This window comes from Brevinematia bacterium (assembly GCA_039630355.1).
Classification (GTDB): Bacteria; Spirochaetota; Brevinematia; order DTOW01; family DTOW01; genus SKYB106.
Window position 1 is genome coordinate 1 of record JBCNVF010000100.1, and the last position, 15,609, is coordinate 15,609.

The following is a 15,609-nucleotide window of genomic DNA, read 5'->3' on the forward strand; positions in this document are numbered from 1 at the left end:
TAGAGGAAGGTAGATATGAGGTTGAGAATCAGTATGCTAGATCGGTAAGGAGAGAAGGCAATGTAAGGGCACAGGAGATTATCAGAGAGATTTTTGAGGTTGTTGATAGGGTTTGGAGAGGAATAGGAGTCATACCTAGAAGCGGTCTGGGGATTAGGGAAAAGTACAGAGAGTACGATGCTGAAAAGAAGTTTTTCTTAGATTATGTGGTAGCTAGAGAAGCTGAGGAGTGTATAGGAGGCTTGATCTTGCAGGGAGTCAAGAAGCCAAATGAATGTAGAGCATTTGGCACATTATGCACTCCCGAGCACCCTCTTGGAGCACCTATGGTTTCTTCCGAAGGAGCGTGCGCTATATACTACAGCTATAGATTGAACAAAAACTAGGAGGTGAGCTAATGGCTTTTGAATGCCCTACTCCTATACCATCTACTGAAAGAATAAGGCTTGGACATGGTAGTGGAGGAAGACTCACTAGTAGCCTCATAGAAAAGGTATTCCTACCTCTTTTCTCAAATGAATATCTTGACAAGCTTCATGACGGGGCTATTATAGAACTACCTTCCTCTAAAATAGCTTTCTCAACAGATTCCTATGTGATAACTCCCATCTTTTTCCCAGGTGGAGATATTGGAAAACTGTCCATTACCGGAACCATAAATGATCTGGCAATGTGTGGTGCCAGACCGTTGTTTATTTCCCTAAGTCTAATTATTGAAGAAGGATTTGAGATGGACAAACTGAATAAAGTTTTACTATCGGCTAAGGAAGTAGCAGATGGAGTTGGTGTGAAGATAGTCACGGGGGATACCAAGGTTGTAAACAAAGGTAAAGGGGATGGGATATACATTAATACCTCAGGTATAGGGGTCATAGAGCATGATACAGAAATTTTACCTCAGAATGTTAAAGCTGGGGATGCAATAGTAATAAGTGGAGACATTGGAAGGCATGGTGCTAGTGTCATGGCACTTAGGGAAGGAATTGAACTTGAGTCTTCAATAGAGAGTGATTGCTGTGAACTTTGGACTACAGTTGAGAGATTGTTAAAAGAAAAAGTAGAAATACATTGTCTAAGGGATCTAACAAGAGGTGGAGTTGCTAGCGCTCTAAACGAGATTGCTAAGGCTAGTGGCCTCGGAATATTCATAGAAGAAGAGAAGATACCTATAATTGATGAAGTTAAGGGAATATGCGAACTTTTGGGGTTGGATCCTCTTTACGTCGCTAACGAAGGAAGGTTCATTGCTATAGTTCCAGAGAAGTTTGCAGAGAAAACTGTCAACATAATCTCCAACGCTACAGGAACCCAAGCAGATATCATAGGGAAGATAACTGAGGACAATAAGGGCAAGGTTGTGATGAAGTCGTTGATCGGCAGTTATAGGTTGCTTGATATGATGAGTGGTGAACAGTTACCCAGAATATGCTAGGAGGGAATATATGCATGAATCACTTTTAGCTAAAGATACCTTAGAGCTGATTCTAAATGAAGCAAAGAAAAATGGAGCTTCAAAAGTAGTGATGGCAAAAATAAGAGTTGCAGATACTGAAAACATAGATATAGATTCTTTTAAGTTCCACATAAAAAACTACGCCCACAACACCATTGCTGAGAGTATGAATTTAGAAATAGAATTCGTTCAGATTCCTATTATCTGCTCTGAGTGTGGCAATAAATTCTACGTAGACTCTCATATATATATATGTGAGAAGTGTGGAAGTGATAATGTTACTCTGGGGGCAGAGGAGGGAATAGTAGTTGAGTATATTGAAGTTGAAACTGATGGAGTTTGAATAGGTATATTTTCTTGCGTTTTCTACTGGGACTATATGAAGTTGTTCTCCTAATAAGGGTTAGAGGTTAAGTGTAGGGTAGCATTTTAGAAATTAGACTTTATTGGGGTATTGTCTGAAAGCTTGAAAAAAGTTTCTTCTAGATTTACAATAATTCTCGGTTAAAAAGTTAGTAGTTTGTTAGTTTATGTTTTTGTTTATTGAGGGAGGGTATTATGAAGTATAAATTAATTTTTGCTTCGCTAATCTTAGTAGGAGTTACCGTATCTTTGCTTTTTGGTTGTGGTGGAAATGTGAGAAAGATAGAGCAGTTAGGATTGGAAGCACAATTACTCCAGAATGGTGATATTGTGATCAAGACTCCTAGTTTGAAGTTTACTGTTTCTCCGAATATGGGTGGTAGAGTAATGTCGGTAGTTGATCTGAATACAGGAGCTGAGATTGTTGAAACCTTTAACGAAACGGATCCAAAGATGGGAGGAGCATTTTATGATGTGCTTGACTTTATATGGCCTGGGACTGCGGAAAGAAAATATACGCTTGAGGAGTGGGGTGTATCGGCAGATAAAAAGATTGCTTTTGTAAAAATGTCATACACTATTGGCCAGGAGTCAGACAAAGCAAGAGGTTTGAAAGTAACCAAACTTCTGTATGCTGATAGTATAGATCCTGTCATAAAAGCAAATATTACTGTTGAGAATGTAAGTGGTCAAGACAAGAAGTTTACTTACTGGCATCAGACTAGACCAATTCTTGGAAATCCAACAAATATTAATAAAACTATAAATCTTGATATACAAGGGGAGGCTAATGAACTCAGATTTGAACCGGGTTCTGGTGGTAGAGGAGACATACTTACCGAAGGTAATTATTTCGCTTTTGTCTCACCAGAAGCATCAAATTCCTTACTTATAGTTGTAGATAAGGGAAGAGTAAGTAAATTCTGGAGCTGGCATGACGTCAAATTACCTACATTTGATATACTCTTCAAAGAGGTTTCTCTAAAACCTGGAGAGAAAGTAACATACACTATAGAATGGGCTATATTACCGAAAATCCCAGATGTTAGTTATGCAGATAGAGATTCTGGAGTAGTCATAGGATTTGCTTTGCCAAAAACTTCCTCTCCAAACGCAAATATAAAGTTACCTGTGTATGCAACAGCATACAAAAGTGATGCTCTGGTTAAAGCAGATAAGATATTTGTAGTTTTCAGACTTGAAGATACGGTCGGCAGAGAGATAACAAAACTTACTACTACAAATCTACTTAATACGGTGCCTGGGGTGGTTGACAATAAAGTTGTAAACATTGATCTACCAAATGTAAAGGGAGGATACTACCACGTAGTTGCTGATGTTCATAGCGCCGATGGTAAAAAGCTGTTCTCTGTGAAGAAAGCTATAAAGATAGGAGAGATAGCCATACCTAACTTTGATAAAAAACTCAGGATTGTATTTATATGGACCTTACATCAGCCATTCTACGGAGATCCGAAGCTGGTAAAGCAGAATCTATCTAGCTTTTTGCCAGTATATTCCTCAATAATCAAGCTTTACTCTCAAAGAAATACTCCCGTGAGCATAAGTATTACTGGTAGCTTACTCTATCAACTTGCCTATTACTATCCAAAGCAACTAGAAGAGTTCAAAAAACTTTTCTCACGAACTAATGTTGAGCTAATGATAACTTCTTTCTCTTATTCCTTACTTCCATTTCTTGATGAGGCAGAGGTTTATAGAGCTTTGCTTCTAGACAAAGACTTTAAAGAAAACTATCTTGGTGTAAGTGAGATAAAAGGTGTTTGGCTTCCAGAAATGGCGTTTGAGGAGAAAATCATCTTCCCTATACTGCAGACCGGTGCTACATGGATTCCCATATCTGATCTAGCGGTAGACGTAGGATTTGCAGGATGGGGTCTGAACTATCATATTCCTTATCGTTTGACTTCTAGAGCTCTAGCAATAAACACAATAATAGTTGATACTAGAGCGTCAAGGATATTGTATAAGAAAACCGATAGAGCTATAGATGAATTTATCCAATATGTGATCCAGCTTAACGAAAAAAACAAAGATGGCACCATGGTTCTAGCTGTTGCTGACAACGGTGAATCCATAGGTGACGGAGTATTTATAAGCAAGCTCTTTGATAGGTTAGAGAAGATACCCTGGATCAGGATAGTCAGAGGAGTGGACATATTTAAGGAAACTATTCCTGTTAAGGATCTACTTGCTGAGAAAATAAGCGGAGGTTGGTATTTTGATCCTGAGGAGAAAAAGACTTCCTTTAGGCTGTGGTTTGATACTAAAATCAAAAGAGAAATGTGGGACTTGTGTAACGATACCGCTAAGGATATAATAAAGGTTAGCGATAATTTTAAAAAAGCCGAAGAGTTGGGTGTAGATACTTCCTTTCCTACCTACTTATACGATAATGCATGGAAACACTTGATAATAGCAAGAGATTCCGGTTGGTTATGGATGGGATCAGAATTAGGAGTGAACATTGTTAAACAGCAGATCAACAAGTCTAAATTTTATCTTAAAGATATATACATCTCTCTCTTAGAAGCAATAAAGGGAGGAATAATTGCAAGTGCGGAAACATTCAAAAACAACGCCCAGACTTTATCTGTGTCGGAGTTTGAAAGCATTAAGGAATCTGCAAAAGATAAGATACTTGATATAAGCGCCTTTGTAGTAAAACCCAAATCTCCTACCAAGGCATCATATGTTTCGGTGAAAGTGCTGATAGATAATGTTAAGGAATTCTTAGACTTTACGAAGGCAAGAGCTATATATAGGATAAACAATGAGACAGAGTATTACCAGAAGCCAGTGATTTTGGACTACAACGGTGAGGTGATTGTGTATATTGGACGAGCTGAAACGGAGAGTATAGTAGATATGTATTTCCTGTTTGAAAGCTTCTCTAAGAAAAAGCAACTTGTAGGTCCTTTTACCTTCAAAGTAGGACTATAGACTACTGAAGAACCACTAGCAAGAATTATTTAGATAGAGTTTACCGGTTTGAAGCTTAATCAAAAAATACACCCGCAGTGGAATATCCCAGAACTCTAGCCTTCACTCTTCTATTAACCCCCTCCATCACAACAACCTTGATGTGCTCTCTGAACTTTCCCGATCTTCATCTCTCATCACCCTGATAGTGATGGGTGTATTATACCCCACTCCTGTCTCGTCAATCACAATCCCCCTTATCTTATTCTTCCTTCTACCTAATTTTTAGGCCTTCCAGTAACTTCTTGAACACTTACATAAGCTTGTATCAACAAATTCGGTTTATTTATAATCTTCTACATCTTGTAGGGTGGGGGCTATTATGTCAGGGCATTCAAAATGGGCAAATATTAAACATAGAAAGAGTGCTCAAGATGCAAAAAGAGGTCAGCTTTTCTCAAAGCTGGCTAAAGAAATAACTGTAGCAGCAAAAATGGGTGGAGGTAACCCAGAGAACAATGTTAGACTTAGAGTAGCAATTGAGAGAGCCAGAGAAGCAAACATGCCAACAGAAAACATAGAAAGAGCCATAAAGAGAGGAACCGGAGAACTGGAAGGAGCTACCTACGAGGAGGTAGTCTACGAAGGTTATGGTCCGGGAGGTGTTGCAATACTTGTTAATGTTCTAACTGACAATAAAAACCGCACTGCAGCAGAGATAAGAAAGATTTTCTCTAAGTTCGGGGGAAGTTTAGGCACAAGTGGAAGTGTTGCATGGATTTTTGAGAAAAAAGGCTACATTTCTGTTGATGCAAACAAATACTCGGAAGACGAAATGCTAGAAATTGCAATAGAAGCCGGAGCTGACGATGTTAAAAAAGAAGGTGACGTCATTAGCATCTACACATCAGTAGAATCATTCTCAGACGTCCTAAATGCCCTAAGAACTAAAGGAATAGAGATAAAAGTTTCTGAGATATCAATGATACCCAAAACTACTGCAACCCTTGACGATGAGACTGCAATCAAAGTCTTAAAGTTACTTGAAGAGTTAGAAAATAACGACGATGTTCAGAATGTTTCTTCCAACCTAGATGCTAGCGATGCAGTATTTGAGAGATTTTCTAGAGAAGCTGCTTAACTACCTAGGGAGGTTGTATGCCAAAGAGAACCTATCAACCTTCCAACGTAAAAAGGTATAGAACTCATGGATTTCTAGCAAGAACATCCACTAAGGGCGGACTGAAGGTTTTGAAAAGGAGAAGAAAAAAGGGTAGATGGAAGCTAACAGTTTCTGATGAGAAGTATAAAAAGTAATTCCAAGTCTTAGCTAATCTTCAAAGGAAGATATCAGGATAGAGAGGATATATATGAACGTTACAATTGTAAATGTTTGGGTTAAGCCAGAGTATAGGGATGCTTTTATAGAAGCAACCATTGAGAATCATAAAAACTCGATACAAGAGCCTGGAAATCTAAGATTCGATTTCCTTCAAAGTAAAGATGATCCTAACTATTTCATACTTTACGAGGTTTACGATTCTGAGGAATCAGCAAAACTTCATAAGGAAACACCCCACTATAAAAAGTGGAGAGAGACTGTAGAGCCTTTCATGGCTAAACCCCGACAGGGAGTCTCGTTTAACGTTATAGAACCTAAAGACATCTCTTTATGGAAAACGAAATAGAAAACTTCTCCCTCTCTTTTAACAGAAAGTTAGTTTTCGGAAAAGGGGTTATCAACCTACTTTCTAGTGTTGTTAAGGAGTTTGGAAAAAAAGTGCTTTTTGTAGTTTCAAAAACATTCTCCAACTCCCAAGAATGGAAGAACCTACTTGAAAAACTTAACAAGGAATTGGATATTAGACTAGAGTTCGTATCAGGAGAACCAACAGTAGAGATGGTGGACAGTATAGTTATAAGACACAAAGAGAACGAGGTTGATGTAGTGGTAAGCATAGGCGGAGGTAGTGCTATTGACACTGGTAAAGCTGTTGCTACAATGCTTGTAGAAGAAGGTAGCGTTGAGGAGTATCTTGAAGGAGTTGGTAGCAAGAAACCAAGTGGTGCCAAAAAGCCGTTTATCGCCGTTCCCACAACATTTGGAACAGGTAGTGAAGCAACTAAAAATGCAGTAATCTCAAAATACGGAAAGTTCAAAAAATCACTAAGGCATGATAATTTCATACCTGATGTTGCTCTTATTGACCCAACTCTTGGTTACACCACACCGGTTAACGTAAGAATTCCTTCAGGACTAGATGCTCTAACACAGCTTATAGAAGCCTACACATCTACAAATTCAAACCCTTACTCAGATGCTCTATGTGAAAAAGCATTCAGTATATTGAGAACCTCTTTTGGAAAAGTGTTATTCAACGAAGGACCAAGTTACGAAGATTTCTCAAATGTTGCTTTGAGTGCTTACTTTTCAGGAATCTGCTTAGCAAACGCTGGCTTAGGAGTTGTCCACGGATTTGCATCAGTAATAGGCGGGCTGTATAGTATCCCACACGGAGTAATTTGTGGAAAACTTATCTACCACTCAACTTTAAAGAATATTGAAACCCTAAAAAGAGAAGAAAACACTTTCTTTCTAAGGAAGTATGCAAAAATAGGTGACCTACTTTACGATGGTAAAGAAGAAGGTATTGAGAATGGACTATCTAAACTCAAGGAAGTTTTAGAAAACTTACACCACAAAGCTAAGCTGAAGAACTTAAAAGACTACGGAATTACAGAGTCAGATCTACCACTTATTGCTTCAAAAACATCCTTAAAGGAAAATCCCTCAAAGCTAACCTTAGAAGACTTAATAGGCATACTAGAAAAAGCCATGTAATTTGGAATTCAACATAGTAATAACTCTAAACCCAAATACCAGAGGGATATTATCAACATTGTCAAAATCCTTTACGTAAGGTTACCATACTGCTTGTGATAAATAGGTAAAACCTCACTAAAATGTCTAAACTCACCTTTAGCAATTTTACTAACAACCAACTTGAGGATCATCTGTGGGGGTAAATAGTCTAGATTTATACTCTTTATGCCCATTTGCTGAACTATTTTAGCACAACCAACAGAAACGATAACGTCACTCTCTACAACTTTAAACTCCTGAGGTTTTACAATTTCTAGTGAATCAGAGTTATGTCTTTTGACTAGGAGTTTTCCCGCTCCTCCATCAAATAAGATTACGGGTTTTATTTCAGAAAAAGATTCTTCAATCACCTCAACTGAAGAAAAAGCAACTATCTTTATGCCTAAGATCTGTGACACAGTTTTTCCTATTGACACTCCACTTCTTAGCGAGGTAAAAGGACCAGGACCTACTGCTACTGAAACAGCTTCTATTTCTCTTCTCCCTATACCTGAGACCCTGAATAAGTTTTCTAGTTCCTTCCACAACGAAGAAAAGTCGTTAGGAGGTCCCTTCACAACGGAGTATAAGGAAGGTTCTACGTATATTCCCAAAGAGAATATCTCAGGGTAAGAAGTATCAATAATAAGTAATTTCATGATTTCAAGTTTTTTATTCTCTCGTTTAATTTGTTTATGAAGTTTCTAATATTCTCAACAGGAGAGATGTTCTTGTCTTTAGAGTTTCCAAGGAGAAAGGCAACTGTTCCTACCAAAACGATAAGCAGAAATGTTCCTACCCCTAGCAGAAGTATAAGAGCTAGAGAAAGTATTGCAACAGCAGAGTATAAAATTCCCCAAAAATTCTTCTCAACGAATTCTAGAAGTATGTGTCTATGACTTTGTCTCATACTACACTATTGAGAAGTCTTCTAGGAACTTAGTAGTATGGGTTCCGTTTAAAAATACAGGGTGTTCTAATACTTTTATGTGGAATGGTATAGTAGTTGGAATTCCTTCAATCGTAAACTCACTGAGAGCCCTCTTGGAGCGGACTATTGCTTCATTTCTTGTTCTACCCCATACTATAAGCTTTGCTACCATTGAATCGTAATACATTGGTATTTCGTATCCTTGGTATATATGAGTATCAACTCTCACACCATATCCACCAGGAAGGTGCAATACTTTTATTTTACCGGGAGATGGTCTGAAGTCGTTGAATGGATCTTCTGCATTGATTCTGAACTCAATTGAATGACCATTGAGCTTTATCTCTTCTTGCTTGACCGAAAGTTTTTCTCCCAAACATACTAATATCTGTTCCCTTATGAGGTCAAAACCTGTAACCTCCTCCGTAACTGGATGTTCAACTTGAATCCTTGTGTTCACTTCCATAAAGTAAAAGTTTCCCTCTTGATCCATAATGAATTCCATTGTTCCTGCACCAACATAACCTATGGAACTTACTGCATGCCTTACAATGCTTGATATTCTCTCTCTCTGGTCTGAAGTTATAGTTGGACCTGGTGCCTCTTCTATAAGCTTTTGGTGTTTCCTCTGAATTGAACAATCTCTCTCACCAAAAGTAACAGCATTGCCATATTTATCCCCTATAAACTGTATTTCTATATGTTTTGGATTCTGGATATACTTTTCTATGTAAACTCCGGGGTTACCAAACGCAGCTTGTGCTTCAGATTGAGTCAAAGGTAGCAACTTTTTAAGATCATCGGCCGAATAGCATATTCTCATTCCCTTACCACCACCACCCGCAGTAGCCTTTATAATCACAGGAAATCCTATACTTCTAGCAACCTCTAGTGCTTCATCTACACTAGTTATAACTCCCTCACTTCCCGGAACTGTTGGAACATTGAATTTCTTCATCGTATTTTTTGCAGTTGACTTGTCACCCATCAAAGTTATAACTTCGGGAGAAGGTCCTAAAAATGTCAAGCCATGGTTCTTACATATCTCCGAAAACTTAGCATTTTCTGATAAAAAGCCGTAACCTGGATGAATTGCCTTCGCTCCCTTAACTATTGCAGCACTTATTAAATTAGGAATATTAAGGTAAGAATCCTTACTATAAGGGCCACCTATGCATATATCCTCATCCGCTAACTTTCTGTGAAGTGAATCCTTATCCGCTTCAGAGTAGACAGCAACCGTTTTAAACCCCAGTTCCTTACAAGTTCTTATTACCCTAACTGCAATTTCACCTCTGTTAGCAATTAACACCTTCATCCCTTACCCCCGGTAGCAAAACACTATCTAATTATAAAAGTTGCTCCAGCAACCATTCCAACTGAAGTAAGCATCTTCAATAAACTCCAATTTCCACAGTTTTACTTCACATTAGGCTTCCAGCTTTTATTGAGAAAGCAACTTTACTTAAGCCTTGCAGAAACTGCGAGAGAAATAAAAGAAAGACCGTACCCTAATTGTTAATTGGAATTTGTTGTTAGCAAGAAACTTAATGTGCTAAAGAAGGCTAGTTTGTTTATAATTTAACTATGGAACGGTTGTTATTCCTAGTTGCATTACTTTTTGCAACAAAAGCCCTCGCCTTTAGTCCTGAGGTCAGTGATCACTTTTCTCTAGGTATAGGAATGCTAGTTAAAGAAGGTAATCCTTTCCTCCAAGAAGATATTGTGATATTTGAGGTTTCTGACGGTATAAAGCTTACAAAACTTTTCTCCGGCAACATTCAGTTTTTAGTTTCATTCCCCGATGAAAGGTATAGTTTCCTTAGATTTAGAACATACGGATATATAAACCTATACGAAATTAAGTGGCTAATATCTCCATCTCTAAACTTAAGTCTTGGTTTTGAAAATACTTCACACTTTGTAAAGCACCACAAGGATGTTACTTCCACAATCACAAATTGGTTTGTATTTGAGTATTACGGTATCTTCATGCCGTACTTTACCTTGGACCTAAAAGCAAGTATTGATATTGTAAAGACAATATTTCTCGGAGTGGGATGGTTTGGCGGAATGCCTATACTCTTCATACCAAACAGAAAACCAGATTGGGGGTTGCTAGTTGGATACCCGTTTTACTACCTTGGAATCAGAGAAGTACTACTGGACGAAATTGTTTTTTACTACGATACGGATTTTCGCTTCCTCTCCTTCTCTATAAAGTTTTAGTCAAAGTAACCGCGAAGCTACGCGAAAAGTTTACCTTATAGAAGTTTGACATAAAGAGAGTTTTTCCTATAACATCCTGTAAGGAGGTAATATATGGATCTCTTTGTGCCGGAGAAGGTCATTGAGGGTGCAAGAGAAATGAGAGGACCTCTAATGATACTTGAGAACGTTCCTGATGTTGGGTATGATGAGATTGCTGAGATTGAGCTTGAGAATGGAGAAACAAGACACGCTAAAGTTCTAAAGTCTGGTGAAAAAGCGATAACTCTTCAGGTGTTTGAAGGCACATTCGGTATAAACAAGGAGAAGGTAAAAGTAAGATTTAAGGCTACTCCTCTTAGGATAGGAGTTTCCAAAAGAATGCTAGGAAGAATATTTGACGGTGCTGGTAGGCCTATAGATGATTTCGTTGAGACGGACTTTGAGGATATAAGGGACGTAAATGGGCTTCCAATAAACCCATTTATGAGAGAGTATCCCAGAGACTTTGCAGAAACTGGAATCTCAGCAATAGATCTTATGAATTCACTTGTTAGGGGTCAGAAGTTACCAATATTCTCTGCAGCAGGATTACCACACAACGAACTAGCTGCACAGATAGCCTCTCAAGTTAAGATAAAAGGAGCTACCAAAGAAAATTTTGCAGTTGTATTCGCAGCAATGGGTGTGAAGTACGACGACGCTTACTTCTTCAAAAAGGTGTTTGAAGAAACAGGAGCGATAGATAACACAGTTCTATTCCTAAATCTCGCAAATGATCCACCAATAGAAAGATTGATTACGCCGAGAGTTGCACTTACCGTTGCAGAGTTCTTGGCTTTTGAGAAAAATATGCACATCGTTGTTATACTCACTGATATGACAAACTATGCCGAAGCCCTTAGAGAAGTTGCTACTGCTCTTGGAGAAATACCAGCAAGAAAAGGATTTCCGGGATACATGTATAGCGATCTTGCAACTGTATATGAAAGAGCCGGAAGAGTAAAAGGAGCTGACGGTTCCATCACCCAAATCCCCATTCTATCAATGCCGAATGATGACATCACCCATCCCATACCCGACCTAACTGGATACATAACGGAAGGACAAATAGTGCTTTCAAGAGAACTTCATAACAGAGGTATATACCCACCTGTTGATGTCTTACCTTCTCTCTCAAGACTTATGAAGGAAGGAATAGGCGAGGGTAGAACAAGAGAAGATCACGCAAGCGTATCTAACCAATTATATGCTCTCTATGCTAGAGTTAAGGAAGTAAGAAACATTGCCTCAATTGTAGGTGAAGAGGAGTTAGGTCCAAGAGAGAAACTAATTCTTAAATTTGGAAACCTTTTTGAATATAAGCTTGTAGGACAAAAATTCACCGAAAGGAGAACTATTGAAGAAAGCTTAGAAATAGGCTGGGAACTACTGTCAATGTTCCCAACAGAGGACTTAACTGCTATTACAAGAAACATAGTAGCTAAGTATTACAAAGAGAATGTGAGAGAGAAAACCAAAAAAGAGTTTGAGGAGCAGTAGGTTTAAACCTCTGACAATAGCTATTTGGACCTACTTGAATACTCTTTATAGAATTTTATCACCCTATCAACGTATGTCTTAGTCTCCTCAATCTCTGGAATCCCACCAACTCTATCAACCCTCTCTGGACCAGCATTATAAGCCGAAAGCGCTAAAAATAGGTTCCCATTATACCTATCCAAAAGCATCCTAAGATATTTAGTCCCCCCCATTATATTCTGTAAAGGATCAAACACATCCTCAACCCCCATCTCTTTGGCAGTAGACGGTATCAACTGCATAAGCCCCATAGCATTCTTGTGAGATATTGCTATAGGGTTAAAATTAGACTCAGCTTTTATTACTGCCTTTATAAGCTCTTTTGGAACACCAAACTCCCGTGACGCCTTACCTATAATCTCATCAAACTTACTTTTCTCCAGATCTGATTCCTTAGAATCACTAACTTCTCTAACTTCCATTACCTCTTTCCAGCTTTCCTCAGGCTTTGAAACAACATTGATTTTGCTTTCTTTACCGTCCTTAGTTTCCATCAGCACCTCTTGCAAAACTTCCTGAAAGGTCTTACCAGTATTCCGTGAACTAACCTCCGAATTGTTAGTATGGTAATACCTTTGGATAGGATCTATACTTATGGTAGAATACACACTTCCAGCTAGTTTTTGAATTTCCTGTATTCTTTCGTATATCCCTCTTATCCTAGCGTATACAGAGTCAATTCCACTTAACATATTCCTAATTTCGTAAAACTCAACAAAAACTTTACTCAGTGCTCAGGAAATCTGCGAAAGCTATGAATAGCTAGTAAGTATCAAGACTTCTGAGATGTCTTACAAGTTCAGTAACTTTCTCCCTTATAATCTCTCTTATCACTCTTACTTCTTCTACACTCTTTCCCTTTGGATCTGGAACGTCCCAACTGACATATGCTCTTGATGGATAAAATGGACAATCGTCCCCACAACCCATGTTGACAACGAAGTCAAATACCTTAATATCAAGCTCGTCAAACCCTTTCGGTTTTCTATTCTGGATTTTGATTCCTACTTCTTCCATGCACTTTACTACAGTTGGATTAATCTCATTTGCAGGTCTTGAACCTGCACTGTAAGGATTGATTATATCACCACCCAACTCTCTCGCAAAAGCTTCTGCCATCTGACTCCTTCCAGCATTCTCAACACAGAGAAACAAAACATTATACTTCATAGGAAAATCATTCTAAGAAATTGATGTTAAAAATTTCAAAATAATTTGTTTCCTCAGAGTAAAGTCTAAAACTTTTTTGTGAGATAGTTAATAATATAGTTTACTTGTTTCAAAATTTTGGAATTTATTGAATCACTGTACTTCCTGAAGTTTGGTCAAGAGTTTGGTTTTTTCAGGTAAAAACCTTCTAGAAAGTTATTCACGAGTTATTGAGCTAGAGGCACCATATGTAACTCATCTTTCTACAACCACAATCCTCACACTATCGGTCTTACCTTTGTGTTTGGCAGTTATTTTAAACTCTCCGCCTTTAAGGTTAAATAGGACTCTGTTTCCCCTGCCAACAAACTCACCATTAGCAAACCACTCAACATCGTCGTTCATAACACTAGCCTCTAGGATAATACTTTGTATCTTTCTAGTAACTGTGCTATCTATGGCAAAAACACTATTATTCTCAGGATAGAGTATTTTAAATTCATCCTCAGACAATAAAAACTTACCTCTGGGTAAGTTCTCAACAGCCCACACTTTATATTCAGGTGGTATTCTTAATATTCCATCTTGACACCAAACACAACTTTTTCTAGGTTCTTTCCCCTCCACAAAGTACTCTAAAATCCTCTTACTACAAAAGTGTGTTGGTTTGTCCCCTGAAACAGAACAGACCTCCACAAGTTTAACATTAGAAGGTTTGTCAAACTCATCGTTCTTTATCATACCCGCGTTATACATATACAGAACTACATGCTTCATTATAGCTCCAGCTCCCCTTGCGGATGGTAGGTCAAACATACTCTCCCCTCCGAAATTTCCAGCCCATATTCCTATCGTGTATCTCTTGTTGTAGGCAATGATGGTATTATCTCTATAATCTTTGGAAGTTCCAGTCTTAACCGCCATTCTGAACGGAAAATTTATAGGAGAGTTGACCCCAAACGATTTCACTCTGTATCTCTGCTCCGAAAGGGCATGGTTTATCAAAAACGCAGTCTCCTTGGATATAATACACTTATCACTTCCCTCTCTGACCCAGACTTTCCTACCGTCCCTTAGCTTAACATACCTTATGCTTTTTAATTCTTTCAAAACTCCGTTGTTAGGGAAAATAGTATAAGCTCTGACTAGTTCGTAAAGACTAACATCCGCATTGCCAAGTGTAAGCCCAAGGCCATAGAAACTTGGAGGTTTGGTAATAGAGGTGAACTCCAAACTCTTTAGAAAAGAAACATACTTACCTAATCCCACTTTGTCCAAAACATAAACAGCCGGTATGTTAAGAGAGTTACCAAGCGCCTCCGCTACCCTTACAGGACCACTATATCGCCTATTGTAGTTCTTAGGAATATATCTTCCATACCTAGACGGAAACGATGCGGGAATATCTGGCAGAATCGAAGAAAGGCTAATTATCCCTTCTTCAATAGCTAATGCGTAGGTAAAAGGTTTCATCGTTGAGCCAGGTTGTCTTTTTATCAAAACCCCGTTGTTAGCCCCATACTCAGAAAAGTAATCCCTCGAACCAACCATACAAAGTATTTCACCATTGCTGTTATCAACAATCAAAACCCCCGCATCACCTATGTTATGTCCCCTAAGGTTGTTGAGTACATTTCTAACGATACCCAATACTTCATAGTAAAGTTTAATATCAATCGTGGTGTGAATTTCCTCACACTCACCCAAACCCAGACTTTTGGCTTTCTCTAAAACAAAGAAACAAAAATGAGGAGCAGAAAACGGAAGTCTAACAGGTTCTAACACAACATTATACAACATACCTGCCTCATACTCGTCCTCAGTTATAATCTTTTCCTTAAATGCAATCTCCAAAAGTTTTCTCGCCCTCGACTGAATAATATCCTTCTTGAAATATACTCCCGAAGGTAAAGTTATGATCTTTATAAGAAAAGCCATTTCTGGGATGGTTAGATCCCTAAGATCTTTATTAAAGTAGACCTTAGAGGCCTTTTTAAACCCATACAGATTGTTTCCTAGATAAACATGGTTCATATAGCTTTCCAGTATCTCGGACTTGGGAAAATACATCTCAACTTTTATCGCCTCAAGAATCTCGGAAAGTTTTGTAAATAGATT

Annotated in this window: 16 protein-coding genes; 10 read left to right on the plus strand and 6 right to left on the minus strand. The window is 38.3% G+C overall.

The genetic code is table 11. The annotated features are described in order from the left end of the window. From ABDH28_06835 to ABDH28_06870, 8 genes are all read left to right on the plus strand, one after another. On the plus strand, positions 1-386 hold a 386-nt coding region (locus ABDH28_06835), incomplete at its 5' end, for a hydrogenase formation protein HypD (protein ID MEN2998729.1). A gap of 11 nt (positions 387-397) precedes the next feature. Continuing rightward, the gene (gene hypE, locus ABDH28_06840) at positions 398-1,432 is read left to right on the plus strand and encodes a hydrogenase expression/formation protein HypE (GenBank protein ID MEN2998730.1); all 1,035 of its coding nucleotides are present in this window, start codon (positions 398-400) and stop codon (positions 1,430-1,432) included. Positions 1,433-1,442: 10 nt separating this feature from the next. Next, complete coding sequence (locus tag ABDH28_06845) at positions 1,443-1,796, plus strand: hydrogenase maturation nickel metallochaperone HypA (protein ID MEN2998731.1); 354 nt, start codon at positions 1,443-1,445, stop codon at positions 1,794-1,796. Positions 1,797-2,011: 215 nt separating this feature from the next. After that, the gene (locus tag ABDH28_06850) at positions 2,012-4,780 is read left to right on the plus strand and encodes a hypothetical protein (protein ID MEN2998732.1); all 2,769 of its coding nucleotides are present in this window, start codon (positions 2,012-2,014) and stop codon (positions 4,778-4,780) included. Between the two features lie 361 nt (positions 4,781-5,141). Continuing rightward, entirely contained in the window at positions 5,142-5,900 is a 759-nt protein-coding gene (locus tag ABDH28_06855; protein ID MEN2998733.1) for a YebC/PmpR family DNA-binding transcriptional regulator, read from the plus strand. 17 nt (positions 5,901-5,917) lie between these two features. After that, positions 5,918-6,076 carry a 50S ribosomal protein L34 gene (gene rpmH / locus ABDH28_06860; GenBank protein MEN2998734.1) on the plus strand — a complete coding sequence of 53 codons (159 nt, stop codon included), beginning with the start codon at positions 5,918-5,920 and terminating at the stop codon, positions 6,074-6,076. A gap of 53 nt (positions 6,077-6,129) precedes the next feature. Continuing rightward, a complete protein-coding gene (locus ABDH28_06865) occupies positions 6,130-6,447 on the plus strand; it encodes an antibiotic biosynthesis monooxygenase (GenBank protein ID MEN2998735.1) in 318 nt (105 codons plus the stop codon). Next, positions 6,432-7,601 (plus strand): iron-containing alcohol dehydrogenase, encoded by a 1,170-nt coding sequence (locus ABDH28_06870; GenBank protein ID MEN2998736.1) that lies wholly within the window; start codon positions 6,432-6,434, stop codon positions 7,599-7,601. The genes ABDH28_06865 and ABDH28_06870 overlap by 16 nt, the downstream gene beginning before the upstream one ends. A 71-nt stretch (positions 7,602-7,672) precedes the next feature. On the opposite strand, the gene ABDH28_06875 is transcribed toward ABDH28_06870, so the two are convergent. From ABDH28_06875 to accC, 3 genes are read right to left on the minus strand one after another with little or no spacing between them, the layout of a single operon-like run. Then, complete coding sequence (locus tag ABDH28_06875; GenBank protein ID MEN2998737.1) at positions 7,673-8,281, minus strand: hypothetical protein; 609 nt, start codon at positions 8,279-8,281, stop codon at positions 7,673-7,675. Continuing rightward, positions 8,278-8,532 carry a hypothetical protein gene (locus ABDH28_06880; GenBank protein MEN2998738.1) on the minus strand — a complete coding sequence of 85 codons (255 nt, stop codon included), beginning with the start codon at positions 8,530-8,532 and terminating at the stop codon, positions 8,278-8,280. Before ABDH28_06880 ends, ABDH28_06875 begins: the two co-directional genes overlap by 4 nt. Position 8,533: 1 nt before the next feature. Next, a complete protein-coding gene (gene accC / locus ABDH28_06885; GenBank protein MEN2998739.1) occupies positions 8,534-9,871 on the minus strand; it encodes an acetyl-CoA carboxylase biotin carboxylase subunit in 1,338 nt (445 codons plus the stop codon). Positions 9,872-10,140: 269 nt separating this feature from the next. Here accC and ABDH28_06890 point away from each other — a divergent pair, with 269 nt between their 5' ends. Continuing rightward, on the plus strand, positions 10,141-10,782 hold the full coding sequence (locus ABDH28_06890; protein ID MEN2998740.1) for a hypothetical protein: 642 nt from the start codon (positions 10,141-10,143) through the stop codon (positions 10,780-10,782). Between the two features lie 93 nt (positions 10,783-10,875). Continuing rightward, positions 10,876-12,303 (plus strand): V-type ATP synthase subunit B, encoded by a 1,428-nt coding sequence (locus ABDH28_06895; protein ID MEN2998741.1) that lies wholly within the window; start codon positions 10,876-10,878, stop codon positions 12,301-12,303. A gap of 20 nt (positions 12,304-12,323) precedes the next feature. On the opposite strand, the gene ABDH28_06900 is transcribed toward ABDH28_06895, so the two are convergent. From ABDH28_06900 to ABDH28_06910, 3 genes are all read right to left on the minus strand, one after another. Then, positions 12,324-13,034: a lytic transglycosylase domain-containing protein gene (locus ABDH28_06900; GenBank protein ID MEN2998742.1), complete on the minus strand. Its 711-nt coding sequence runs from the start codon at positions 13,032-13,034 to the stop codon at positions 12,324-12,326. Positions 13,035-13,104: 70 nt separating this feature from the next. Beyond that, positions 13,105-13,512, minus strand: a complete 408-nt coding sequence (locus ABDH28_06905; protein ID MEN2998743.1) for an arsenate reductase ArsC — start codon at positions 13,510-13,512, stop codon at positions 13,105-13,107. Between the two features lie 234 nt (positions 13,513-13,746). Next, positions 13,747-15,609: penicillin-binding transpeptidase domain-containing protein (locus tag ABDH28_06910; protein MEN2998744.1), on the minus strand; the 1,863-nt coding region annotated here is incomplete at its 5' end.